This window comes from Streptococcus infantis (genome assembly GCF_047460405.1).
Classification (GTDB): domain Bacteria; phylum Bacillota; class Bacilli; order Lactobacillales; family Streptococcaceae; genus Streptococcus; species Streptococcus infantis_Q.
The window spans coordinates 61,990-85,350 of sequence record NZ_JASHGH010000004.1 but is presented as its reverse complement, the minus strand read 5'-3'; the positions used below and the strand labels follow the sequence as shown (position 1 = coordinate 85,350).

The 23,361-nt window shown below is 40.0% G+C and carries 21 protein-coding genes and 1 pseudogene; 9 read left to right on the top strand and 13 right to left on the bottom strand.

Annotated elements, in window-relative coordinates; all coding sequences use genetic code 11:
- Positions 1-91: 91 nt before the first annotated feature.
- Entirely contained in the window at positions 92-826 is a 735-nt protein-coding gene (locus tag QM928_RS02875) for an amino acid ABC transporter ATP-binding protein (RefSeq protein ID WP_414294380.1), read from the bottom strand.
- Entirely contained in the window at positions 826-1,509 is a 684-nt protein-coding gene (locus tag QM928_RS02870) for an amino acid ABC transporter permease (protein ID WP_414294381.1), read from the bottom strand. The genes QM928_RS02875 and QM928_RS02870 overlap by 1 nt, the downstream gene beginning before the upstream one ends.
- Before the next feature lie 196 nt (positions 1,510-1,705).
- On the opposite strand from QM928_RS02870, the gene QM928_RS02865 reads away from it, so the two are divergent.
- The 5 genes from QM928_RS02865 to QM928_RS02845 all read left to right on the top strand — a co-directional run bounded on the left by QM928_RS02865 (position 1,706) and on the right by QM928_RS02845 (position 6,344).
- Complete coding sequence (locus tag QM928_RS02865; RefSeq protein WP_000443576.1) at positions 1,706-1,936, top strand: DUF1797 family protein; 231 nt, start codon at positions 1,706-1,708, stop codon at positions 1,934-1,936.
- Positions 1,937-2,332: 396 nt separating this feature from the next.
- A complete protein-coding gene (locus QM928_RS02860; protein WP_414294382.1) occupies positions 2,333-4,585 on the top strand; it encodes an AAA family ATPase in 2,253 nt (750 codons plus the stop codon).
- A gap of 88 nt (positions 4,586-4,673) precedes the next feature.
- A complete protein-coding gene (locus QM928_RS02855) occupies positions 4,674-5,123 on the top strand; it encodes an NUDIX hydrolase (protein WP_414294383.1) in 450 nt (149 codons plus the stop codon).
- Between the two features lie 63 nt (positions 5,124-5,186).
- A complete protein-coding gene (locus QM928_RS02850; RefSeq protein ID WP_414294384.1) occupies positions 5,187-5,486 on the top strand; it encodes a DUF1827 family protein in 300 nt (99 codons plus the stop codon).
- A 225-nt stretch (positions 5,487-5,711) separates the two neighbouring features.
- Positions 5,712-6,344 carry a GNAT family N-acetyltransferase gene (locus QM928_RS02845; RefSeq protein ID WP_414294385.1) on the top strand — a complete coding sequence of 211 codons (633 nt, stop codon included), beginning with the start codon at positions 5,712-5,714 and terminating at the stop codon, positions 6,342-6,344.
- Positions 6,345-6,379: 35 nt separating this feature from the next.
- On the opposite strand, the gene metK is transcribed toward QM928_RS02845, so the two are convergent.
- Entirely contained in the window at positions 6,380-7,570 is a 1,191-nt protein-coding gene (gene metK / locus QM928_RS02840) for a methionine adenosyltransferase (RefSeq protein ID WP_414294386.1), read from the bottom strand.
- 238 nt (positions 7,571-7,808) lie between these two features.
- Positions 7,809-8,507, bottom strand: a complete 699-nt coding sequence (locus QM928_RS02835; RefSeq protein ID WP_045762883.1) for a GntR family transcriptional regulator — start codon at positions 8,505-8,507, stop codon at positions 7,809-7,811.
- A 140-nt stretch (positions 8,508-8,647) separates the two neighbouring features.
- Between QM928_RS02835 and guaA the strand changes: the two genes are divergently transcribed.
- Positions 8,648-10,210 carry a glutamine-hydrolyzing GMP synthase gene (gene guaA / locus QM928_RS02830; protein ID WP_075231226.1) on the top strand — a complete coding sequence of 521 codons (1,563 nt, stop codon included), beginning with the start codon at positions 8,648-8,650 and terminating at the stop codon, positions 10,208-10,210.
- A 283-nt stretch (positions 10,211-10,493) separates the two neighbouring features.
- Here guaA and QM928_RS02825 read toward each other — a convergent pair whose 3' ends face one another.
- The 6 genes from QM928_RS02825 to rpsO form a co-directional block, all read right to left on the bottom strand.
- Positions 10,494-11,837 (bottom strand): DEAD/DEAH box helicase, encoded by a 1,344-nt coding sequence (locus QM928_RS02825; protein WP_414294387.1) that lies wholly within the window; start codon positions 11,835-11,837, stop codon positions 10,494-10,496.
- 156 nt (positions 11,838-11,993) lie between these two features.
- Positions 11,994-12,689 carry an alpha/beta hydrolase-fold protein gene (locus tag QM928_RS02820; protein WP_414294388.1) on the bottom strand — a complete coding sequence of 232 codons (696 nt, stop codon included), beginning with the start codon at positions 12,687-12,689 and terminating at the stop codon, positions 11,994-11,996.
- Entirely contained in the window at positions 12,670-13,680 is a 1,011-nt protein-coding gene (locus tag QM928_RS02815) for an ABC transporter substrate-binding protein (RefSeq protein ID WP_414294389.1), read from the bottom strand. Before QM928_RS02815 ends, QM928_RS02820 begins: the two co-directional genes overlap by 20 nt.
- A gap of 23 nt (positions 13,681-13,703) precedes the next feature.
- Positions 13,704-14,459: an ABC transporter ATP-binding protein gene (locus tag QM928_RS02810; RefSeq protein WP_414294390.1), complete on the bottom strand. Its 756-nt coding sequence runs from the start codon at positions 14,457-14,459 to the stop codon at positions 13,704-13,706.
- Position 14,460: 1 nt separating this feature from the next.
- Positions 14,461-15,507, bottom strand: coding sequence for a FecCD family ABC transporter permease (locus QM928_RS02805; RefSeq protein WP_414294391.1), 1,047 nt, complete (start codon positions 15,505-15,507; stop codon positions 14,461-14,463).
- A 540-nt stretch (positions 15,508-16,047) separates the two neighbouring features.
- Positions 16,048-16,317: a 30S ribosomal protein S15 gene (gene rpsO, locus QM928_RS02800; protein ID WP_001018251.1), complete on the bottom strand. Its 270-nt coding sequence runs from the start codon at positions 16,315-16,317 to the stop codon at positions 16,048-16,050.
- Between the two features lie 205 nt (positions 16,318-16,522).
- Between rpsO and QM928_RS02795 the strand changes: the two genes are divergently transcribed.
- From QM928_RS02795 to thrS, 3 genes and pseudogenes are all read left to right on the top strand, one after another.
- On the top strand, positions 16,523-16,897 hold the full coding sequence (locus QM928_RS02795; protein ID WP_414294392.1) for a hypothetical protein: 375 nt from the start codon (positions 16,523-16,525) through the stop codon (positions 16,895-16,897).
- A gap of 121 nt (positions 16,898-17,018) precedes the next feature.
- A pseudogene (locus QM928_RS02790) lies at positions 17,019-17,146 on the top strand (AAA family ATPase); the annotation flags it as partial.
- A gap of 73 nt (positions 17,147-17,219) precedes the next feature.
- Positions 17,220-19,163, top strand: a complete 1,944-nt coding sequence (gene thrS / locus QM928_RS02785) for a threonine--tRNA ligase (RefSeq protein WP_414294393.1) — start codon at positions 17,220-17,222, stop codon at positions 19,161-19,163.
- A gap of 205 nt (positions 19,164-19,368) precedes the next feature.
- Here thrS and QM928_RS02780 read toward each other — a convergent pair whose 3' ends face one another.
- The 3 genes from QM928_RS02780 to QM928_RS02770 form a co-directional block, all read right to left on the bottom strand.
- Complete coding sequence (locus QM928_RS02780; RefSeq protein WP_414294394.1) at positions 19,369-20,418, bottom strand: DUF389 domain-containing protein; 1,050 nt, start codon at positions 20,416-20,418, stop codon at positions 19,369-19,371.
- Entirely contained in the window at positions 20,415-20,738 is a 324-nt protein-coding gene (locus QM928_RS02775; protein WP_000825751.1) for a potassium channel family protein, read from the bottom strand. Before QM928_RS02775 ends, QM928_RS02780 begins: the two co-directional genes overlap by 4 nt.
- A gap of 631 nt (positions 20,739-21,369) precedes the next feature.
- Positions 21,370-23,361: an ABC transporter permease gene (locus QM928_RS02770; RefSeq protein WP_414294395.1), complete on the bottom strand. Its 1,992-nt coding sequence runs from the start codon at positions 23,359-23,361 to the stop codon at positions 21,370-21,372.

Sequence of the window (23,361 nt, the reverse complement as noted above, 5' to 3'; positions counted from 1 at the left end):
AAAATACTTGTCCCTCTAACACTTCTTACCTAAGTGACCTTATAGTCTGAAACTATAAGAAAAAGCCCACTTGGAGCTTTTCATGATATTCTTACAAAACCTTACTCAAGAAATCCTTGGTTCTTTGTTCTTGGGTTTGTTCAAAGACTTGCTCTGGAGTTCCATCTTCGACAACAACACCGTCAGCCATAAAGATAACGCGGTCTGCCACTTCACGCGCAAAGCCCATCTCATGCGTCACGATGACCATAGTCATTCCTGACTTAGCAAGTTCTTGCATAACCGCTAGTACTTCCCCTACCATTTCTGGGTCTAGGGCAGAAGTCGGTTCATCAAAGAGTAGGACATCTGGTTCCATGGCAAGACCACGAGCGATAGCGATACGTTGTTGCTGTCCACCAGACAAACTTTGTGGATAAGCATCTGCCTTATCTGGTAAACCAACCTTTTCCAAGAGCTCATGCGCTCTCTTCTCAGCAACTTCCTTACTTTCCCCTTTGGTCTTGATAGGAGAAAGCGTGATGTTTTCCTTCACTGTCATATTGGGGAAGAGATTGAACTGTTGGAATACCATTCCCATCTTTTCACGCATGGCAAAGAGGTCGTTTTTCTTATCCGTAATGTCTACTCCTTCAAAGATAACCTTTCCTTTAGTAGCTTCTTCGAGGAGATTCATAGAACGAAGTAGGGTTGACTTACCGCTACCAGAAGGTCCGATAATGACCACTACCTCACCCTGTTTGATTTCTAGGTTAATGCCCTTGAGCACTTCATTTTTGCCAAAGTTTTTATGGAGGTCTTCAATTTTAATTAGCGTTTCTGTCATTATTTCTTATCTCCTTGTCCCATACGATTTTCAAAAGCCTTTAAAGCCATAGTCAAGATAGAGGTCATAATCAAGTAGTAAAAGGCCGCAAATAAGAGTGGAGTTAAAGGTAGGTAAGTGGTTGTTGACACCGTAGTAGCTCCATTCCACAATTCCATGACACCGATTGCTGACAAGAGTGAACTATCCTTGATAATGGTAATAAACTCATTCCCCAAGGCTGGCAAGATATTCTTGATGGCCTGTGGCAAGATGACATAGCGCATAGCATTTTTAGGACGAATCCCTAGAGAGTAAGCCGCCTCTAATTGTCCTTTAGGTACTGCATTGATACCAGCACGAACTGTTTCTGATACATAGGCACCACTATTCATAGAGATAATGATAATCCCTGGAAGCAAACGTGAAAAATCAACTCCCAAAACTCCAATCTGAATTGTCGGAGCATTGATATGCATAAGAGCAAAAGCAATCATGATCTGTACCATCATAGGTGTTCCACGGAAAATCCAAATATAAACATTGGCAAGCCAAGATATGGGCTTTATTTTAGAACGTTGAGCAAAAGCCAAGACTACCCCTAAAATTGTCCCAAAAAAGACAACCAAAACAGAGATCAAGACTGTTACAAGAGCACCATAGTTAAAATATGGCAGATATTTAGGTAAAAAAGAAAAATTCATAAATCCACTACTTTCTAATTTCTAACTTAAAACTTGTATGAGTATAACATGTTTTGAATAAAAATTCAATCTTTTTCCTTTCATTTTCAATAAAATTTCAAAGAAAACAGAAATAGCGAGAAATCTTAGTTTTTTCTAGTCAAGTGGATACTCTTTATGGTAAAATAGTAACGATAAGAAATGGAGGAGAATCAAAATGGAATCACATTTGGTTAGAATCATCAACCGCCTAGAAGCAATGACAAAAGATGGTGGTAACTTAAAACGTAACTTTGAGCGCGAGGGAGTTGTTGTAGCTGAAGTTGCTTTTAACCATGATGAAGAAAATGGCCCAATTTTTACACTTCGTGATGTTGAAGCGCGTGAAACATATACTTTTGACAGCATCGACTTGATTGCGATGGAAATTTACGAACTTCTATACTAATAATAGATATACAGAGGTTGGGACAAAAGATCCCGACCTCACTTTTTATTAGCAATCAAACTTTGACGCGGTAGCTGATTGGACTTTTCGTTCGTCTTTTAGACTCCCAAAACTCCTAATCATCTTCGCGGGGCTGGGACTACGAAATCGAGACTTTGTCTATCGATTTCTGTCCCACCGCCTTTCACTAACGAGAATCCTTTTTGTATGACAAATAGGATTTTTTTCTTGCTATCAAAATATTCTCCAGATTAGCGCTCTACTTTTTATAGTGCTAGTATCCAATCTTTTTACTTGAATTGCCCAATAATCATGATATAATTAAATTATATACTTGTTTGACTATTTTTGACCTTTTAAATTTAGTCAAGACTAAGAAAGAAATGAGGTGGCGGTATGCTCTGTCAAAACTGTAAAATCAATGACTCAACGATTCATCTTTATACCAATCTCAATGGACAACAAAAGCAAATCGACCTTTGTCAAAATTGCTACAAAATTATCAAAACAGATCCTAACAATAGCTTATTCAAGGGCATTACAGATTTAAACAACCGTGATTTTGATCCCTTTGGAGACTTCTTTAACGATCTCAACAACTTTAGACCTTCTTCTAATAACAACAATATCCCCCCAACTCAGTCAGGGGGTGGATACGGTGGAAATGGTGGCTATGGTGCCCAAAATCGTGGTCCTGCCCAAACCCCACCACCAATCCAGGAAAAAGGACTCTTGGATGAATATGGTATCAATGTCACTGAGATTGCCCGTCGTGGAAATATTGACCCTGTAATTGGTCGTGACGAAGAGATTATCCGTGTCATTGAAATCCTCAACCGCAGAACTAAAAACAATCCTGTTCTTATCGGTGAACCTGGTGTTGGTAAGACAGCCGTTGTCGAGGGCTTAGCTCAAAAAATTGTTGACGGTGATGTTCCCCATAAGCTTCAAGGCAAAGAAGTTATTCGCCTAGATGTTGTTAGTTTAGTCCAAGGTACAGGTATCCGTGGTCAGTTTGAAGAACGCATGCAAAAACTCATGGAAGAAATTCGTGAGCGCGAGGATGTTATTCTCTTCATTGACGAAATTCACGAAATCGTCGGTGCTGGTTCAGCAGGAGAAGGGAATATGGATGCAGGAAATATCCTAAAACCAGCTCTTGCTCGTGGTGAACTCCAACTGGTTGGCGCTACTACCCTCAATGAATATCGCATCATCGAAAAAGATGCTGCCCTTGAACGTCGTATGCAACCTGTCAAGGTTGATGAACCAACTGTTGAAGAAACCATTATTATCCTGAAAGGTATTCAAAAGAAATACGAAGATTACCATCATGTTCACTATACTGATGGGGCTATCGAAGCGGCCGCTACCCTTTCTAACCGCTACATCCAAGACCGTTTCTTGCCAGACAAGGCCATTGACCTTCTAGATGAAGCTGGTTCAAAAATGAACTTAACCTTGAATTTTGTAGATCCTAAGGTCATCGACCAACGCTTAATAGAAGCAGAAAATCTCAAGGCACAAGCAACCCGCGATGAAGATTTTGAAAAAGCAGCCTACTTCCGTGACCAGATTGCCAAATATAAGGAAATGCAAAAGACCAAGGTAACGGATCAGGATACCCCAATCATCAGCGAAAAAACAATCGAACACATCATCGAACAAAAGACCAACATTCCAGTTGGTGACCTTAAGGAAAAAGAGCAGTCTCAACTTATCAACCTAGCAGATGACCTCAAGGCTCATGTTATTGGACAAGATGATGCTGTTGATAAGATTGCTAAGGCTATCCGTCGTAACCGTGTTGGTTTAGGTACTCCAAACCGTCCAATCGGTAGCTTCCTCTTTGTTGGTCCTACTGGTGTCGGTAAAACAGAACTTTCAAAACAGCTAGCCATCGAACTCTTTGGTTCTGCTGATAGCATGATTCGCTTTGATATGAGTGAATACATGGAAAAACACAGTGTGGCTAAACTCGTCGGTGCCCCTCCAGGATACGTAGGCTATGATGAAGCAGGTCAATTGACTGAAAAAGTTCGTCGTAACCCCTACTCACTGATCCTCTTGGATGAAGTTGAAAAAGCCCATCCAGATGTTATGCATATGTTCCTTCAAGTCTTGGATGATGGTCGTTTAACGGATGGGCAAGGTCGTACCGTTAGCTTTAAAGACGCTATCATTATCATGACCTCAAATGCAGGTACAGGTAAGGCAGAAGCTAGTGTTGGATTTGGTGCTGCTAGAGAAGGCCGTACTAACTCTGTTCTTGGAGAATTAGGCAACTTCTTTAGCCCAGAATTCATGAACCGTTTTGATGGTATTATCGAATTCAAGGCTCTCATCAAGGAAAACCTCCTTCAAATCGTTGACCTCATGTTAGATGATGTCAATAAACGACTCTCAAGTAATAACATCCATTTAGATGTAACAGATAAGGTTAAGGAGAAACTTGTAGACCTTGGTTATGATCCAAAAATGGGAGCTCGTCCACTCCGTCGTACAATCCAAGATTATATCGAAGATGCGATTACAGACTACTACCTTGAAAATCCAAGCGAGAAAAACCTCAAGGCTGTCATGACTAGCAATGGTAAAATCATGATTAAATCAAAAAATAAATTGGAAACAGTTGACTCAAATGACTAATTCCACATACTAAAAGAATGTTCTTACTTGACAGTAAGAGCATTCTTTAATATGATAGAAAGAAAGCGCACACATAAAGGAGAAATTTATGACAAATCCAACCTTTGGAGAAAAAAAAGAGGGTGTAACCTACAAAACTAGATATGGTGTTTATGCAGTCATCCCTGACTCAGCACATGAAAAGATTATCCTCGTTCAAGCTCCAAATGGTGCATGGTTCTTGCCTGGTGGCGAGATTGAAGCAGGCGAAGATCATTTTGAAGCTTTAAAACGAGAACTGATTGAAGAATTAGGTTTTACAGCTGAGATTGGTACTTATTATGGACAAGCAGATGAGTATTTCTATTCCAGCCATCGCGATACCTACTACTACAATCCAGCCTATCTCTACGAAGCTACTTCTTATCAAGAAATCCAAAAACCTTTGGAGGACTTCAATCACCTAGCTTGGTTCCCAATTGATGAAGCTATTTCAAACTTAAAACGTGGCAGTCATAAATGGGCAATTAAAGCTTGGAAAAAACAGCATCAAGTTTAAATTAACTTTTCCAATTTTTCCAAAAAGTGCTATAATAGACATAGAAACACAGGAGGAAAGCCTATGAAGCTCATCAACACTACTAATTCTCACTCAAACCTTGTTAAAAGCCAACTGGAGAGTACCGACGCTACACTCGTAGAAGTCTACTCTGCAGGCAACACTGATGTTATCTTTACTCAGGCACCGCTTCATTATGAAATCCTCATTTCCAATAAACATCGTGCTATCCGTGAACAAGAAATGGAAAAAATACAAGAATTTTTCTTGAATCGCAAAATCAACAAGCAAAATATCGATGAAGCTAATATCAAGACCCTCTACTCTGAAAAATTGATTGAAATCTCAATCCCTACAAAATAAAACTTGGCAATATTTGGACTACACTCTAAAAATTCTAACTTTTTAGAGTGTTCTTTGTTTGTCTAATCCGATAATCTAGAATCAGATTCAGTGTTACAGAAAGAGTTTTCTAACAATCCTTCAACTGACTAAATTTGGTACTATTTTTGTAAAAACTCGGTACTTGATCATCAAAATAATTAATTCTACTATTATAATTTACTAACATTAAAAAGGAGCTCATCAATGAAGAAAATAGAATACAGAAAGGCAAGGCTAGACGAATACCAAAAAATTGGAAAAGTTGTAGCCGATAGCTTCTTTGATTATCCATTTTTAACTCTAATCATAGATGATCTCAAGAAACCTGAAAACTATCCTGCTTTTTTAGAACTATTAGAAAGTCTCCTTACTCGCCTCTATATCAAAGAAGAGACCTGTTTAGTAGCTGAACAAGACGGAGAAATCCTAGCTGTCGCCTTATTACAACAAAATGATTTTTCTATCCTATCTTACTTGCTAAATGGTGTCATAAAACTGTTTCGCTACATTAGCCCTCGAAATTTTTTGAAGTATCTTGATTTAGTAGACCGTTCCGAAGAACATTTGAAAAAATCAAATAGCTTTGACTGGTATTTGATGCTCCTTGCGGTCAATCCATACGTTAAAGGACAAGGAGTGGGCAGTGCTTTTCTTAGAGACGCAGTTGAACCTTATGTCAAATCCAAGGGCTGCAAGCGCTTAGGGCTCATTACCAGTACAGAAAAAAATGTTCCATTCTATAAAAAGAATGATTATGTATTACTAGATTTTATGGAGTTAGAGTACGGGACTAAGTCTATTGGAAACTGGGCTTTTTTAAAGACTATCAATAAATAAAGTAAAAAAGGAGTTTAAATCAACTCCTTTTTACTTTATTTAACTGCTTCTTTCAAGGCATCAACCTTATCCAAGCGTTCCCATGGAAGGTCAATATCTGTACGTCCCATGTGTCCATAAGCCGCTGTTTGACGGTAGATTGGGCGTTTGAGATCAAGCATTTGGATGATTCCTGCTGGACGAAGGTCAAAGATTTGACGCGCTGCTTTTTCAAGCTTGCTTTCAGCTACTGTTCCAGTACCGAAGGTATCGATACGAACAGATACAGGTTGGGCTACACCAATGGCATAAGCCAATTGAACTTCTGCTTTCTTAGCCAGACCTGAAGCAACGATGTTTTTTGCAATGTAGCGAGCTGCATAAGAAGCTGAACGGTCAACCTTAGTCGCATCCTTACCAGAGAAGGCACCACCACCGTGGCGTGAGTAACCACCATAAGTATCCACGATAATCTTACGACCAGTCAAACCTGAGTCTCCTTGAGGTCCTCCGATAACGAAACGACCGGTTGGATTGATGAAGAATTTAGTTTCGTCGTCAAGATAAGAAGCTGGAATCACTTCTTTGATAACCTTGTTAATCACATCTTCATGAATTTGTTCATTGCTAACTTCTGGATCGTGTTGAGTTGAAATAACAACTGTATCCACGCGTACTGGCTGGTCATTTTCATCATACTCAACAGTAACTTGAGATTTAGCATCTGGTCGAAGATAGCTAATTTCACCAGACTTACGAAGCTCTGCCAAACGACGAACCAACTTGTGGCTGAGTGAGATTGGAAGTGGCATGAGTTCTTCAGTTTCATTAACCGCAAAACCAAACATGAGACCTTGGTCTCCAGCTCCAATCAAATCAAGTGGATCTTGATCTGCGTTTCCACGAACTTCCAAGGCTTCATTAACACCTTGGGCGATATCTGGAGATTGCTCTACCAATGATGGATGAACTCCTACTGTTTCAGCTGAGAATCCATACTCAGTATTGGTATAGCCAATCTCTGCAATCGTATCACGTACCACACGGTTAATATCTACATAGGCATTGGTTGAAATTTCACCAAAAACATGAACTGAACCAGTATAAACAGCTGTTTCAGCAGCAACGTGGGCTTCTGGATCTTGCTCTAAAATAGCATCCAAGATAGCATCTGAAATTTGGTCTGCAATCTTATCTGGATGCCCCTCAGATACAGATTCAGACGTGAATAATTTACGTTCTGACATAAAAATGTCCCCCCTTAAAAAATATTCGTTATAGAGTTACAAAGTACTGGTAGAGAATCGTTAAACGACCTTCACTACCACCTTATCGGGACCATATAACCTAACTATTATAACACGAATCTTTGAAAAATACTCGTATGATTACTATTTTTCTTAATTGGAAACTGTTTTCTAATCTTAACCAAATAAAAACTCTTAAAGTGGATAGGATTTCCAACTTCAAGAGATTTCTTAAAAACTAATTATTTTCTAGATAAAACTCAAAACGTTCTCCGACGTATTGGCTCTTTACATACTCAAAAGCCGTACCATCATCAAAGTAAGAAACCTGAGTCAGTCCTAAAATAGCATGCCCCTTTTCTACTTCCAGATAATGAGCAATTTTTTCCTTGGCTAAGCGAGCATAAATAGTCTGGTGAGATTTACCAATCCGATAACCATGTTTCTGTAAGGTTTGAAAGAAGTGCTTGGTTACTTCTTCCTTCTTAAAATTTTTGATAAATTTCTCAGGTATAGAAGCCACCTCATAGACTACAGGAACTTGATCTGCATAACGAACACGTTCCATCCGAATAATATTTTCAGTGGCCTTGATCCCTAATTTTTCAACTTCTTGCTCATTCGGAATAGTCCGACGATAGGAAATCAGATGACTCGATGGTGTTTTCCCCTGAGCCTTCACAATTTCCGTAAAACTGGTCGTTCCACGCATTTTTTCCTGAACACGAGTACTAGAAACAAAGGTCCCGCTACCCACACGACGCTCCAAAACTCCTTCCTCGACCAAAAGGGAGATGGCTTGACGCAGGGTCATACGGCTAACCTCAAATTCCTCAGCTAAGTCTCTCTCGCTTGGGAGTCTCTCCCCAATTTTCCAATTTCCCTCATCAATACCTTTTTTGATTTGGTCGTGAATTTTCATATAAGCTGGTAACATGCTTGCTCACTTCTTTTCTTTATTTTTTCCATTGTACCCTATCTCATGGGGAAAAGTCAAACTGCACTTGTTTGGTTGGTAATTCTGGGGCATTTATGATAGAATATTCAAGAAGATATTTCTTTTAAGAAAGGGAAAAGATGACCAACATTTCAACTGATTTGCAAGATGTCGAAAAGATCATCGTACTGGACTATGGTAGCCAGTATAACCAACTTATCTCACGTCGTATCCGTGAGATTGGTGTCTTTTCAGAACTAAAAAGTCACAAGATTTCGGCTGACGAAGTCCGCGCGATCAATCCTATCGGGATTGTACTTTCAGGTGGTCCAAACTCTGTTTACGAAGAAGGATCATTTGATATTGATCCAGAGATTTTTGAACTTGGAATTCCAATTTTAGGAATCTGCTACGGTATGCAGCTATTGACTCACAAGCTTGGTGGTAAGGTTGTTCCTGCAGGTGATGCTGGTAACCGTGAGTATGGACAATCCACTCTTACTCACACTGAGTCTGCTCTTTTTGCTGGTACTCCAGATGAGCAACTTGTCTTGATGAGCCACGGAGATGCTGTAACAGAAATTCCTGCGGATTTCGTTCGTACTGGTACATCAGCTGACTGTCCATACGCATCTATTGAAAATCCAGATAAGAAAATCTACGGTATCCAATTCCACCCAGAAGTTCGCCACTCAGTTCATGGATATGATATCCTTCGTAACTTTGCTTTGAATATCTGTGGTGCCAAAGGCGATTGGACTATGGATAACTTCATCGAGATGCAAATCAAACAAATCCGTGAAAAAGTTGGAGACAAACGTGTTCTCCTCGGACTTTCTGGTGGTGTTGACTCTTCTGTTGTTGGGGTTCTTCTCCAAAAAGCAATCGGAGATCAATTGATCTGTATCTTTGTAGACCACGGTCTTCTTCGTAAAGGAGAAGCTGACCAAGTTATGGATATGCTTGGTGGTAAGTTTGGTTTGAACATTGTCAAAGCAGATGCTGCTAAACGTTTCTTGGATAAACTTGCTGGTGTATCTGATCCTGAACAAAAACGTAAGATTATCGGTAACGAGTTTGTATATGTCTTTGATGATGAAGCAAGCAAGCTAAAAGATGTGAAATTCCTTGCGCAAGGAACTCTTTACACAGACGTTATCGAGTCAGGTACTGATACTGCTCAAACTATTAAATCTCACCACAACGTTGGTGGACTTCCAGAAGACATGCAGTTTGAACTCATCGAACCACTCAACACTCTTTACAAGGATGAGGTTCGTGCCCTTGGTACTGAACTTGGTATGCCAGACCACATCGTGTGGCGCCAACCATTCCCAGGTCCAGGTCTTGCTATCCGTGTCATGGGTGAAATCACTGAAGAAAAACTTGAAACAGTCCGCGAATCAGACGCTATCCTTCGTGAAGAAATCGCTAAAGCTGGTCTTGACCGCGATATCTGGCAATACTTCACTGTTAACACTGGCGTTCGTTCCGTAGGTGTTATGGGAGATGGTCGTACTTATGACTACACTATCGCTATCCGCGCTATCACTTCTATCGATGGAATGACAGCTGACTTCGCTAAGATTCCATGGGAAGTTCTCCAAAAAATCTCAGTTCGTATCGTAAACGAAGTTGACCACGTTAACCGTATCGTCTACGATATTACAAGTAAACCACCTGCAACTGTTGAGTGGGAGTAAAGTTAACAAACTTAAAAAAGCCTAGAAATCAATATTTCTAAGGCTTTTTATTTTACTTTGACAACATTTTAACAACTAAAAATCTTAATCTTCTTCTGCCCTTAAGAACTTTTAACAATTTAGGTACTTTCTTAATTGTTCTTTATACCATTCTTCTCACTACTCTGCTATTATCGAACAAGCCTGAACTACAAGTAGGAAGCATTATCGGACACAATCTCACAAAACTAATCTTAATTGCTCAAAAAAACAGTAAAACCGACTTGGTCCTACTGTTTCATTTTTAAAATGTCTGGCGTTTGGCTTTTCGCTCTGCACGTCCGCGAGCACGACCTTCTGCTCGCTTGGTTTTACGGCGTTTTTCATCGACGGCCCACTGGATTTTTTTCTTATAACCTGGTTTGACTTTTTTCTTTTTCTTTTTAACCAAGCCAATCATTTCGATGTCCAGTTTTTCCTGTTTCTTCTCACGATTAGCACGGCGGTCACGGTCATAAGTATCTTGGAACTCTCCGTCTTTAACCATCTTAGGAGTAAACTTGATTCCTAGTTTTTCCAACTCACGAATATCTGAGTCATCACTAGGCTGGTAAAGTGTAATGGCTGTTCCTGGTAAACCATTACGTCCAGTTCGTCCGACACGGTGAACAAAGAAAGACAAGTCTTGTGGAATGGCATCATTGATAACGTGGCTGACACCCTCAATATCAATCCCACGCGCAGCTAGGTCAGTTGCTACAATATACTCAAAATCAAGATTTTTGACTTGATTCATGATGCGTTTGCGTTCACGAGGAGCAATATCCCCATGAATCTTAGCCACCTTCAAGCCTTGGGCTGTTAGGTAGGTATGCAATTCATCCGCACGAGTTTTTGTATTGACAAAAATCATGGCTAGATAAGGCTGCATGACTTGAGTCAATTCATAAATCTGGGCATTCTTATCACGACCCTTGGTCGAAATCAACCAGTTGTCAATCGTGTCAGAAATAACTGTTTTGGTCTTGATTTTTTCCATAACTGGATTAGACAAGTATTTTTTCAAGAATGGTTGCAGTTTTTGTGGGATAGTCGCTGAAAAGACCATAAACTGTAAGTCTTTCGGAAGACTTCCTGCAATCTTATCAACCGTCTCTAGGAATCCCATATCCAAGGTCATATCAGCTTCATCGACTACAAAGGTCTTAGCCTTGTGGATAGCCAAATCGCCTGATTTTACCAAATCATAGATACGACCTGGTGTTCCGATGACGATATGGGGCTGATTGCTGGCAAGTTTTTCAATCTGACGCGCCTTGTCTGTACCCCCAACATAGTTAACGACACGTACTTCTACATCCGAGTGGCCTGCAATTTGACGAGCAGCTTGATAAATCTGTGTTGCTAACTCACGACTCGGAGCTGTGATAACTGCCTGCACGCTATCGCTCTCTTCATCCAACTGTTGGAAAATTGGAAGCAAGAAGGTATGAGTTTTCCCTGAACCTGTTTTTGATTCACCAACCAAGTCACGACCTGCCAGGACAATAGGAATTAACTTATCTTGCACCTCTGTTGGAGTGGTAAACTTCAACTCCTCCAAGGCTTCTTCTATATATTTTTTAAACTTAAATTTCGTAAATGACATAATATCCTCGATTCTATCTATCTACTCATTATACCACATTTTGATGCATTTCAGTTAAACTTTCGGTTTAGATAAACCCACGGAAATTTCAAAACATACCCGATTAAAGATAAGGAAAATACTCTCTGTCCATCATGAACAAAGAGTACTAGATTTTTACGTAAGCTTCCACTCTTTCGTTAGCCAATCACAAAAATGTTGATAGCGTTGGTCGAGAGCTTCATGATGCCCGTAAGTATCAAAAGTGGAATAAGTTGAGGGAACTGCTTCTGAAATTAAATTATGTAGATCCCTTGCAAAAATAGGAGCCTTAGACAGACGGTTGGAATGATTGGCACCTTCTGTCTGACCATTTTGCAGATAAATCAGGCTTTGGCTCTGCATCAAAGTATCTTCCCTACAAAAGTCTATAAATTCTGGATACCAGAAAGAACCACAGATAGAAAAGATACAGGTCGCAGGAAGATGATTACTATAGAGACTATAAACAGCAGCAAGACCGCCCAGTGAATAGCCACCATAAGCAATCCTACTTTCATCTATCAAGTAGTCTTTTTTTAGAGCTGTTAGAATTCCTTGAAAGAGCTTCTGATGATAGTCGTCTCCCTTCCCACCAAAATCTAGGGCCCCTTCTTTCAACGCACTTGCTTTCCAAGGCGTAAAGTCATCCAGACGATTTTCTGGAATCAAACCTACTAAGATCACAAATTGGGACAGGTCTGACAAATAATCTAGTTCCCCATCATTCAAGAACACAACTGGGTAGGTTTGTTTAGAGTCATAGTTTGAAGGAAGGCTGACCCTAACTCGAATCCCTTCCCAGTTAAACTCCTTATTTCTTGATAAAGTCATTGATTTTTTCAAGTGAATCAATCACTGCTGGACCGTAGTCCATCAACTCATCGTAAGAGATGGTCATGATTTTTTGATTCTTGATTGCTGGTACATTTTCCAAAACAGCATTTGCCTTCATCAAATCCACTGCTTTTTCATCTAATTTTTGATTGCGGTCACTAGTTACATAGATAATCAACTCAGGATCCATTGATACTAGATTTTCCAAGGTCAAGCCAGAAGTTCCTGTTGCGACATTGGTATAACCAAGTTGGTTAAGCAAGCTTTCCTGAAGGGCTGACTTGTAGGCACCAAAAGTTTCATCATTGTAGGCCACCATAATCAAAGCCTTTTTCTTTTCACCCTGTGTTTCTGGGTTAGCTTTTTTAACCGCATCGATTTTCGCTTGTAATTGTTCTGCGTATTGATTCGCCTTGTCTTGGACATTGAAAATGGTACCAAGATTCTTCACATCTTCTACGATATTTCCTAAATCTTGTTGGATAGTTGAAAGTGAAGCTTTTTGCGTATAAACAGGGATTTTGTTTTCATTCCAAGCACTAATGGTTCCCATTGACTTTTCAGAAAACATCATGTTGCGTCCCATCAAGGCATCTGGTTCATAAGAAAGAACTGTTTCTTGTGAGACAGATTTTTTATCACCAATGTGAGGGATGGCTTCAATAGCATCCTTGTATTTACCAGTTACAGCATTATCAGGATTGAGCATGCCAGCAATTTTATCTTGCAAACCGAGTTCAAGTAGGATTTCAGTTGTTGAGAGGTTGTTGGTGATGACCTTTTCAGGTGCCTTTTCAAATACTTGTTCGACTTCGTTTCCTTTAGCATCATAAGTTTTGATAGTTACAGGATAGCTGGTTTCTGTATTAGCTTTTTGACTGACTTCTGTTGTAGCCGGTGCCGTTGCTGTTTCTTTAGATGCGTTACCACAAGCTGCCAAAGATAAGGTAGCTACTGTTACAAGTAAAAGACTAAGTGTTTTTTTCATGTTTTTATTTTCCTTTTCATTTTTTATAAATAGTGAATCATGGCTTGCTGATCTTCTGTCCAAGTAACCCTACTTTGGACACCATAGACAGCCTGCAAAGACTCTGGTGTGATGGTCTCTTTTGGAGTCCCTTGGTAAACAATCTCTCCTTCTTTCATTAGATAGAGATAGTCTGAATAGCGACAAGCTAGCTGAATATCGTGTAATACTGCTAGTACATTGATATTGAGATGTTTGACAATGGTTAACAAGTCTAGCTGGTACTTGATATCCAAATGATTGGTCGGTTCGTCTAAGAGCAGGAGAGTCGGTTCTTGGGCCAAGGCGCGTGCCAACAAAACCCGCTGCTTCTCTCCTCCTGACAGAGAAGAGTAGAGTCGTTTTCTCTTTTCGAACATATCTACCTTGACCAGAGCATCCTCAACCAAGGCAAAGTCTTTTTCTTTTTCCTTTTGTAAGAAAGAGAGATGGGGTGTTCTGCCCAGCATGACAATTTCCTCAACCCTACAATCAAATTGTAACTGATTAAACTGCGTGACGACTGCCATCTGCTTTGCCGTTTCCTTGACGCTCATTTGTTCCAAGGGTTTTCCATCTAGAGAAATCAAGCCTTGATCAGGCTTTTCCTGTCGATAGAGGAGTTTCAGCAAGCTAGTCTTCCCACTTCCATTGGGTCCCAAAATGGTATGAAATTGCTTGCCCTCCAGTTTGAGCGACACTCCTTTGAGAATTTTTTTCTCTCCGATTCCAAAGTGAATATCCTGGCACATTAAGTCCATATCAGACCTTCACCTCCCCTCGTCTACTTCCAACCATGTAGATAAAGAAAGGGGCACCTACTAGAGCTGTAAAAATCCCAATCGGCAGCTCAGCATTTTGAATCAAGACACGAGCAAGGACATCTGCCCAAACAACAAAAAGTGCGCCGAGCAAAATAGCTATCGGAAAAAGTCTTCTGTAATTTGTCCCCACCAAGCTTCGTGCCAAATGAGGTGTGATGAGACCAACAAAACCAATAATCCCACAGGTCGATACCAAGATTGCTGTCATTATAGCCACAATCGTCACATAGAGATACCAGTAAAAACGTAGGGGAATCCCTAAGGTCAAAGCCGCCTCATCACCCATCATCATGGCATTAAAAACACGATATTGGGTAGAGAAAAATAAAAAAGCAATTCCCACGATTATAGTTGGCAAGGTTAAGTGAGCCCAGGAAGTCCCCGCTAAAGAACCCATGGTCCAAAACTTGATGGTCATGACACTATCAGCATTAGCGCCAATTGAAATAATAAAGTTTGAAAAAGCCAAAAATAGTGCATTCACGACCGTTCCTGATAAAATCAGGCTGGAAGTTGTCATCCTGCCTTGAATGGAAGCAATCAGAAGGACTGCAACTGTTGCCACAAGCGCTCCAAGGAAAGAACCTAGACCAATCAAAACTTTAAATCCAAGAATAATACTCAAAGTTGCTCCAAAGGTTGCCCCAGCTGAAATTCCTAACACATAGGGCTCTGCGATTGGATTATTGACTGTGGACTGCATCACACTGCCACACATGGAAAGACCTGCACCCACAATCAATCCAAGAAAAACCCGTGGTAATCTCATATTCCAAACAATAGCAAGTGTAGACTTCGAAAGTTCTCCTATATCCAGAGGGGCCCCCATCTTACTCAAAATAATCCGATAAGTATCACTCAAGCTAATTTGAACTGAACCCATAGAAACAGCCAAAAATAGAGAAACTCCCAAAGTTCCGAGCAACAGCGATAGGAGAAAAATATATCGCAGGTTTTGATGGCTTCCAGAAGATTTGGAAAGCATGAAACCCTCCTTTAACAAAAATTAAAAATTTAGACAATTTTCATGAATAGTATACCACATTTCCAAGGCAGGAACAAGGCTAGAAAGATACAGCTAAAAAGACTGTTAAAACTAGACAGCTGATTGAGCTCAAGCTAAAATCCTAGTGAAAAAGATGAAACTCCTTGTGTTCATCGAACACTGTGTCCTTTCCCTATTTTCATACGGATTTTTAACTCCCTTAGCATCATGATTCTTACTGGATAAAACGTTTATAGACTAGACGGCAAGCCGAAGATTGTACAAAAATGTTAGTGAAACAAAAAATCTCCCCGAAGGGAGATCATTCTGGTTTATTTTACCTTACAGTGCTAGGAACCGTAACCGAAGAACATACTTGAGTATATCGAGGTAAGGTGACAAAAATAAAAAGCCCTCTGAAGTCAGAGAGCTTGATTCTTGCTGGATAAAACGTTTGTAGACTAGGCGGCAAGCCGAAGATTGTACTGATGGTACATCGAGGCGAAGCCAACGAAGTATAGAAACGTTTTAGACGCAAGATTAGCGACGAAGTCCTAGAGAGTTGATCAACTCACGGTAACGGTTAACGTCGTTTTTACGCAAGTATGCAAGCAAGTTACGACGGCGACCGATTTTCTTCATCAATCCACGGTAAGTAGCGTGGTCTTTTTTGTGTTGTTTGATGTGTTCGTTAAGGTGGTTGATTTCCCATGTAAGGACAGCAACTTGAACCTCTACTGAACCTGTATCACCTTCGTGACGTGCATATTGTGCAATGATTTCATTTTTTTTCTCTTTTGAGATTGCCATGATGTTTCTCCTTTTTATTTGGCTTCATCCGAGTGACAGGTTGGCATGCCTGTAACCAAGAAGAAGTTATTTGTCTTTACGACATTTCTTATTCTACCAAGAACTAAGTTCTTTGTCAACTGATTTACTATTCTTACCGCAAATGTGCTATAATAGTTATAGGAAAGATATCTAAGTAGACATTTTGAAAAGAGAGGTGATTACCATGCGCAAATTCTCGCAATATCTCCCCTACTATCTGGTCATATTTTTCTTTTATTGGCCACTTTATGAGCTGTTATTACGGACTATTACTGAAAACTATATCTTGAAGGAACTCACCATCGGCAACGTTATTATCTTCTCTCCACTGGTGACTTTCATAGTATCACTATTCTACTCTTATCGTTTCAAGTTCTCAGTTTGGTGGTTAATTGGAGTTGGCTTGCTCTTTTGCTTTACCATCATTACTTTCGGAGAATTTATCCTTCTCTACTTCCTAGCCTATGAAATCTTTGCCCTCGCAGGTATGGCTATCGGTGCCGCTATTAAGAATCTAGTGCAAAAACTGAAAAGGAAAAAACTTTCACAAAAACCTTGAAAAATCTCACAATCATGCTATAATAATGCATAGAGACAAGTCACTTAGAAACTTTCTACCAGAGAGTGCGTGGTTGCTGAGAACGCATAGGAAGCCTAAACTGATACTACTCTACTGACTTTTATGCAAACATAAAACGGTGGCCACGTTAGAGCCGATCAGAGGTGTCAACATTTTTTGTTGTACATAAATGAAGGTGGAACCACGTTGCGACGTCCTTTCGAGGATGTCGCTTTTTGTTTTTCTTGATTTAAGTCTGTAAAAATAGGGAAACACTTCTGCTATAAAAATAATTGATAACTAATAATATAAGGAGAAAACCATGATTAAAATTACTTTCCCTGATGGCGCTGTTCGTGAATTCGAATCTGGCGTAACAACTTTTGAAATTGCCCAATCCATCAGCAATTCCCTAGCTAAAAAGGCTCTTGCTGGTAAATTTAACGGCAAACTCATTGACACAACTCGTGCTATCACTGAAGACGGAAGCATCGAAATCGTGACACCTGATCACGAAGATGCGCTTCCAATCTTGCGTCACTCAGCAGCTCACTTGTTCGCTCAAGCAGCTCGTCGCCTCTTCCCAGATATTCACTTGGGTGTTGGTCCAGCTATCGAAGATGGTTTCTACTACGATACAGACAACCAAGCGGGTCAAATCTCTAACGAAGATCTTCCTCGCATCGAAGAAGAAATGCAAAAAATCGTTAAAGAAAACTTCCCATCAATCCGTGAGGAAGTGACCAAGGATGAAGCGCGTGAAATCTTCAAAAACGATCCTTACAAATTGGAATTGATCGAAGAACACTCAGAAGATGAGGGCGGTTTGACTATCTACCGTCAAGGTGAATATGTAGACCTTTGCCGTGGCCCACACGTCCCATCAACAGGTCGCATCCAAATCTTCCACCTTCTTAATGTAGCTGGTGCTTACTGGCGTGGTAATAGCGACAATGCTATGATGCAACGTATCTACGGTACAGCTTGGTTTGACAAGAAAGACTTGAAGAACTACCTTCAAATGCGTGAAGAAGCTAAGGAACGTGACCACCGTAAACTTGGTAAAGAATTGGATCTCTTCATGATTTCTCAAGAAGTTGGTCAAGGTCTTCCATTCTGGTTGCCAAATGGTGCCACTATCCGTCGTGAATTGGAACGTTACATTGTCGACAAAGAGTTGGCTTCTGGCTACCAACACGTTTACACTCCACCGCTTGCTTCTGTTGAACTTTACAAAACTTCTGGTCACTGGGATCATTACCAAGAAGATATGTTCCCAACTATGGATATGGGAGATGGTGAAGAATTCGTCCTTCGTCCAATGAACTGCCCACACCACATCCAAGTTTTTAAACACCATGTTCACTCATACCGTGAATTACCAATCCGTATCGCTGAAATTGGGATGCAGCACCGCTATGAGAAATCTGGTGCTTTGACTGGTCTCCAACGTGTACGTGAAATGTCTCTTAACGACGGTCACCTCTTTGTGACTCCAGAACAAATCCAAGAAGAATTCCAACGTGCCCTTCAGTTGATTATTGATGTATATGGGGACTTCAACCTAAACGAATACCGCTTCCGCCTCTCTCTTCGTGACCCTCATGATACTCACAAGTACTTTGATAACGATGAGATGTGGGAAAATGCTCAAACTATGCTTCGTGCAGCCCTTGACGAGATGGGCGTGGACTACTTTGAAGCAGAAGGTGAAGCTGCCTTCTACGGACCAAAATTGGATATCCAAGTTAAGACTGCCCTTGGTAAAGAAGAAACTCTTTCTACCATCCAGCTTGACTTCTTGCTTCCAGAACGCTTCGACCTTAAATACATCGGAGCTGATGGTGAAGAACACCGTCCAGTTATGATTCACCGTGGTGTTATCTCAACTATGGAACGCTTCACAGCTATCTTGATTGAAAACTACAAGGGTGCCTTCCCAACATGGCTTGCCCCTCACCAAGTAACTCTTATCCCAGTTTCTAACGAAAAACACGTGGACTACGCTTGGGAAGTAGCTAAGAAACTCCGTGACCGTGGTGTTCGTGCCGATGTGGATGAGCGCAATGAAAAAATGCAGTTCAAGATCCGTGCATCACAAACTCAAAAAATTCCTTACCAATTAATCGTTGGTGATAAGGAAATGGAAGAGCAAGCCGTAAACGTTCGCCGCTATGGTCAAAAAGAAACAGAAACCATGCCAGTAGATGCATTTGTAGAATTGATTCTTGCTGATATCGCCAACAAATCACGAGTTGAAAAATAAACGATAAAACCTGGGATAAAAATTCCAGCTACATAAAAAAGCAACAACTGAAAACGTTGTTGCTTTTTTATGTAGCCTGAGCTATTAGTGATTGGTCAAACTTCCACAAATGTATCCTCATCAACGATCCTTTCTATCCACTAACTTTTGGATATAGGATATCCTCCCAAGATTTGCTTCCTCGAGTTAGATAAGTTGACTATCCTCAGTCCTTGTCTGCCTCAATTTCTTTTACGATGTCATCTTGTGAATCTTTTTCAGAGAGTTTTTGATCGATATACTTGTCAATGTTTTCGTAAAATTCCTTTATCGTCTCACTATCTAATTTTGTCGAATTGTTGAATTGCTTGACTTTCAATTGAACAGATTGAATACCGTAAGAGGCTTGTTTTTGGCGAATGGTTTCTAATTCTTCTTCTGAAATCGGATCTCCAACAACTGTCAAGACTAATTCATTGCTACTTGACTTGTAGACTTGATTAATGACCGTATGATTGGCGAACTCTTTTCCTACAAACTGTTTGATCCCTTCTTTGCGCGCTTGTTCTATTGTCAGAGTAACTGCCGAATAGCTAGCTGGAAGAATCAACAATACAATCAAAGAAATCAAGCCAATTCTCATTTTAATGCTCAGCTCTTTAAATGAAGTTAAAGGAGATTTTCTCATCAAAATTCTTGTTCCAACAATGTTGGCTAGCATGATAAAGACACAGTTGATCAAGAAAAGATAGAGAGCCCCCAATAAAAATCGTACATTCCCATTAGCTAAACCATAGCCAGCAGTACAGATAGGCGGCATCAGAGCTGTAGCAATGGCTACTCCTGGCACGATATTGTTTGCTTCTTTTTTCCTTGAACCAATTACACCTGCTATCCCACCAGCAATAGCAATGAGGACATCCCAAATGGTTGGAGAGGTTCGTGCAATCAACTCGCTACTTGCATAAGACAAGGGAGAAATCCAGAAATACAGAGTCGAGACAAGCAAACTGACCAACACTTGAGTCAATAAAACCTCTAGAGATTGCTTGATTAAACGCGTATCAAAAATAGCTAAACCGAATCCCAGTCCAACAATCGGTGTCATGAGAGGTGAAATCAACATGGCTCCTATAATGACAGCTGTTGAATTCATATTTAGTCCGATAGAGGCAATAAAAATTGCACACATCAAAATCGCTGTATCTCTCAATCGAACATGAAGGTCATCGTATAATTTCTCACGGTATTCCCGTGTTGAATAATTGGCAGTCATTTGTCCTCTCCTCTTTCCTTATTTAAATTGGTATAATAATTAAAAATAACAGCTGATAAACAGCCAAAAAATATGAGCCCATAAATCGTCAAGAAGACACTGGTAATCCTTCCAATCAAGGTCACAGCTAGGAGATCCCCGTAGCCGACAGTCGTCGAAGTCACAAAAGCATACCAAAGACCGTCTCCGTAATTTGTGATAGCAGGTTCAACTAGGAAAAGCACGCCTCCTGACCCAAAAACAAAGGTCACAAAACTCAGAGCAAACCGAGTAAAACCCGTAACCTGCATAATATGCCATAACATTTTTAAACGTTTCATTTGTTCTCCTTATTCATACTAGCTCCTGACCGAGCCGTTTTTTTCCAATAATCAAAGTGAAGATAGGACATGATCTCCATCAGAGAAAGATAGACAAACTGATAGATCTGATTTAAGCTGATTATCAACTGATATTGTTTGAAAAATGACTGGAAGAAAGACCAGATATGACTGTCTTGAATCAGTCCCTTCTTAACATTATATCAAAAATTTTACAGTCTTTCTCTGAAGAAATCAATTAATTTAAAAGATAGAGAAAGGAAGAAATTTTTGTATCCTTATCCGAAGAAAAAAAACGATATCTCCTCTGAAAGTAGATACCGTTTTAATGTTTAAAAGATGATGAGTTTGTAGCAGCAATCCTAGCTGATATCGCCAACAAATCACGTGTTGAGAAATAAGAGATAAAACCTGTACAAAATCCCAGCTCTAGAAAAGAGGCTGGGACAAAAGTCCTAGCCTCTCAATTGTCTTTGGATTGTCGAGCAAGACGCAGTGGTTGAGTGGGCTCTACTACGCTGATTTCATCAGCTTTTACAGCCCTACTCAACTGTGCGGAGGTGGGACGACGAAATCGAATTCTACCGAATTAACGATTTCTGTCCCACTCTCTTTTTTGATGTTTCTGTTTTTACATTTGAACAATTCTACGATAGCTTCTTGAAGTAATCATAAAGATAAGTACGTAGATGAGGGCAAAGATACCACAAATAGAAAGTGTTACACTTAACATCATAGCTGTATCTACTACCCCAATGACCTTAAGAATCAAACTTAACATATGATAGGCAAAAGCCAAGTGTAGGAAAGCAAAGATTACAGGGAGGAAGAAAACAGTCAAGACCTGCTTGTTAATGGTTTGTTTGATTTGTTTTTGATCCAAGCCCACTTTTTGTAGGATGACAAAGCGTTCACGATCCTCATAACCTTCTGAGATTTGTTTATAGTAGATAACGAGTACAGTTCCAATCATAAAGATGATAGAGAGGAAAATACCAATAAAGAGAACTCCTCCAAAGAGAGCATTCATTTGGGCAATTGCGTCACTTGCAGTGCCTCCACCATAAACCATGCCGTCTTCATTTTTGAGATTATGACTAAAATTATTTACAAACTCCTCAAAATCATCAGATAGCTTTAACTGTTCCTCTAGACTAGCTGTTACATCCATACCACCGTAGAGCTGTGTGTATACAGCTGAATCCTGGTACTGTTCCAAAAAACTTTGAATATCAGCTACTACAAGATAGTTATAATCCGATACCAATAGTACATAGGGATTAGAAACATGATTGGCAATAAAATCCTGCTGGATTGCTTCCTTGATCGTATAGTCCTGATTGTTCAGACTTAATGCTTTCTGTCCTTTAAGTTGGTCGTTTCGAGCCCAAAGTCCTACTTCGTTACCAGTAAGGTTTAGCTTTTGTCCAGTCATTTTTTCATAATCTTTTTGATCAAAAACCAGGAAGACTGTCTTAGGCATGACATTGTTTTGCCCTTTTTCAAAGATGGTTAATTTGGTCCCCTCTTGACTCGAAAGACCGAAACTTGCATAATTGAGGACGTCCTTATTGCTGACGGTTAGGTTCTTTTCGCTAGCGTATTGAGTCAAAAGCTTGTCTAAATCCTCAACTTCTACATGTTGTCCCTTAACATCAAAATCGTGAGGATACATGAGTTTTTTCATATTCTCAGATCCGTTGTAGATACTAGTAGCTGCAGACATAGTAACCAAAACCATGGTTGAAAGGATGGCAATGGTTGCTAATCCGACAGCATTTTTCTTCATACGGAAGATAAGGTTAGAAACAGAGATGAGGTTGTTGGGTTGGTAGTAATATCTCTTGTTTTTCTTGAGCAACTGTAAGAAAACTGTAATACCAGCATTGAATAAGAGATAGGTCCCTACAATAACTAACATAACCGCAATAAAGAAAGTAGCGACAGCTTTGAAAGCATCTGTTACGCTTAGTGCTAAGTAGTACCCACCACCTAGTGCAATTAGCCCTAGTAAAGTTTGAAGGACTAGGAAACGCCCCTTCTTCTCACCCTTCGCTTTTTCTCTAGAAAGCTGGAGAGCATCCATACGGATAATGCGTACAGCGTTCAGGAAAACGATGACTAAAAAGATAAAACCGAATACCAGAAGGATTGAAAGCACTACGGACCATTGGAAAGTTGCAACTAACTCTACCTTCATCTTTGCAAGTTTAAGCAGTAAAGCGAAAATCAGATTATCAAAGAGGGCACCAATTCCAATCCCGGCAGTGACTGTTACTAGCCCAAATATCAAGAGTTCTTTAAAGGTCATACCAATTAAATGTCGCTTTTCTAGTCCCAACATGCCATATACACCCAGTTCTTTTGAGCGATTTTTCATGACAAAACTGTTGGCATAAAGAACGATAATGGCAGATGCAAGTGTCACAACGACAAGCCCTAGTTGTAGGGTAAATTGTATAGCAGATGCACCACGTAAATCCACAATTTTAGGATTAAAGGCTAGGGAGTAAAAGAGATAGCTAATTGTGACTGCCAAAATGACAGACAAAGCAAACGGATAATAGAGTTTGCGGTTTTTAATTAAGTTGGATATGGCCAACTTATTGGTTAATCGAAACAT

Excerpts from the sequence above, each read along its gene's own strand:
- QM928_RS02875 (WP_414294380.1), bottom strand. The coding sequence starts at position 826 with ATGACAGAAACGCTAATTAAAATTGAAGACCTCCATAAAAACTTTGGC.
- QM928_RS02870 (WP_414294381.1), bottom strand. The coding sequence starts at position 1,509 with ATGAATTTTTCTTTTTTACCTAAATATCTGCCATATTTTAACTATGGT.
- QM928_RS02865 (WP_000443576.1), top strand. The coding sequence starts at position 1,706 with ATGGAATCACATTTGGTTAGAATCATCAACCGCCTAGAAGCAATGACA.
- QM928_RS02860 (WP_414294382.1), top strand. The coding sequence starts at position 2,333 with ATGCTCTGTCAAAACTGTAAAATCAATGACTCAACGATTCATCTTTAT.
- QM928_RS02855 (WP_414294383.1), top strand. The coding sequence starts at position 4,674 with ATGACAAATCCAACCTTTGGAGAAAAAAAAGAGGGTGTAACCTACAAA.
- QM928_RS02850 (WP_414294384.1), top strand. The coding sequence starts at position 5,187 with ATGAAGCTCATCAACACTACTAATTCTCACTCAAACCTTGTTAAAAGC.
- QM928_RS02845 (WP_414294385.1), top strand. The coding sequence starts at position 5,712 with ATGAAGAAAATAGAATACAGAAAGGCAAGGCTAGACGAATACCAAAAA.
- metK (WP_414294386.1), bottom strand. The coding sequence starts at position 7,570 with ATGTCAGAACGTAAATTATTCACGTCTGAATCTGTATCTGAGGGGCAT.
- QM928_RS02835 (WP_045762883.1), bottom strand. The coding sequence starts at position 8,507 with ATGTTACCAGCTTATATGAAAATTCACGACCAAATCAAAAAAGGTATT.
- guaA (WP_075231226.1), top strand. The coding sequence starts at position 8,648 with ATGACCAACATTTCAACTGATTTGCAAGATGTCGAAAAGATCATCGTA.
- QM928_RS02825 (WP_414294387.1), bottom strand. The coding sequence starts at position 11,837 with ATGTCATTTACGAAATTTAAGTTTAAAAAATATATAGAAGAAGCCTTG.
- QM928_RS02820 (WP_414294388.1), bottom strand. The coding sequence starts at position 12,689 with ATGACTTTATCAAGAAATAAGGAGTTTAACTGGGAAGGGATTCGAGTT.
- QM928_RS02815 (WP_414294389.1), bottom strand. The coding sequence starts at position 13,680 with ATGAAAAAAACACTTAGTCTTTTACTTGTAACAGTAGCTACCTTATCT.
- QM928_RS02810 (WP_414294390.1), bottom strand. The coding sequence starts at position 14,459 with ATGGACTTAATGTGCCAGGATATTCACTTTGGAATCGGAGAGAAAAAA.
- QM928_RS02805 (WP_414294391.1), bottom strand. The coding sequence starts at position 15,507 with ATGCTTTCCAAATCTTCTGGAAGCCATCAAAACCTGCGATATATTTTT.
- rpsO (WP_001018251.1), bottom strand. The coding sequence starts at position 16,317 with ATGGCAATCTCAAAAGAGAAAAAAAATGAAATCATTGCACAATATGCA.
- QM928_RS02795 (WP_414294392.1), top strand. The coding sequence starts at position 16,523 with ATGCGCAAATTCTCGCAATATCTCCCCTACTATCTGGTCATATTTTTC.
- thrS (WP_414294393.1), top strand. The coding sequence starts at position 17,220 with ATGATTAAAATTACTTTCCCTGATGGCGCTGTTCGTGAATTCGAATCT.
- QM928_RS02780 (WP_414294394.1), bottom strand. The coding sequence starts at position 20,418 with ATGACTGCCAATTATTCAACACGGGAATACCGTGAGAAATTATACGAT.
- QM928_RS02775 (WP_000825751.1), bottom strand. The coding sequence starts at position 20,738 with ATGAAACGTTTAAAAATGTTATGGCATATTATGCAGGTTACGGGTTTT.
- QM928_RS02770 (WP_414294395.1), bottom strand. The coding sequence starts at position 23,361 with ATGTTTCGATTAACCAATAAGTTGGCCATATCCAACTTAATTAAAAAC.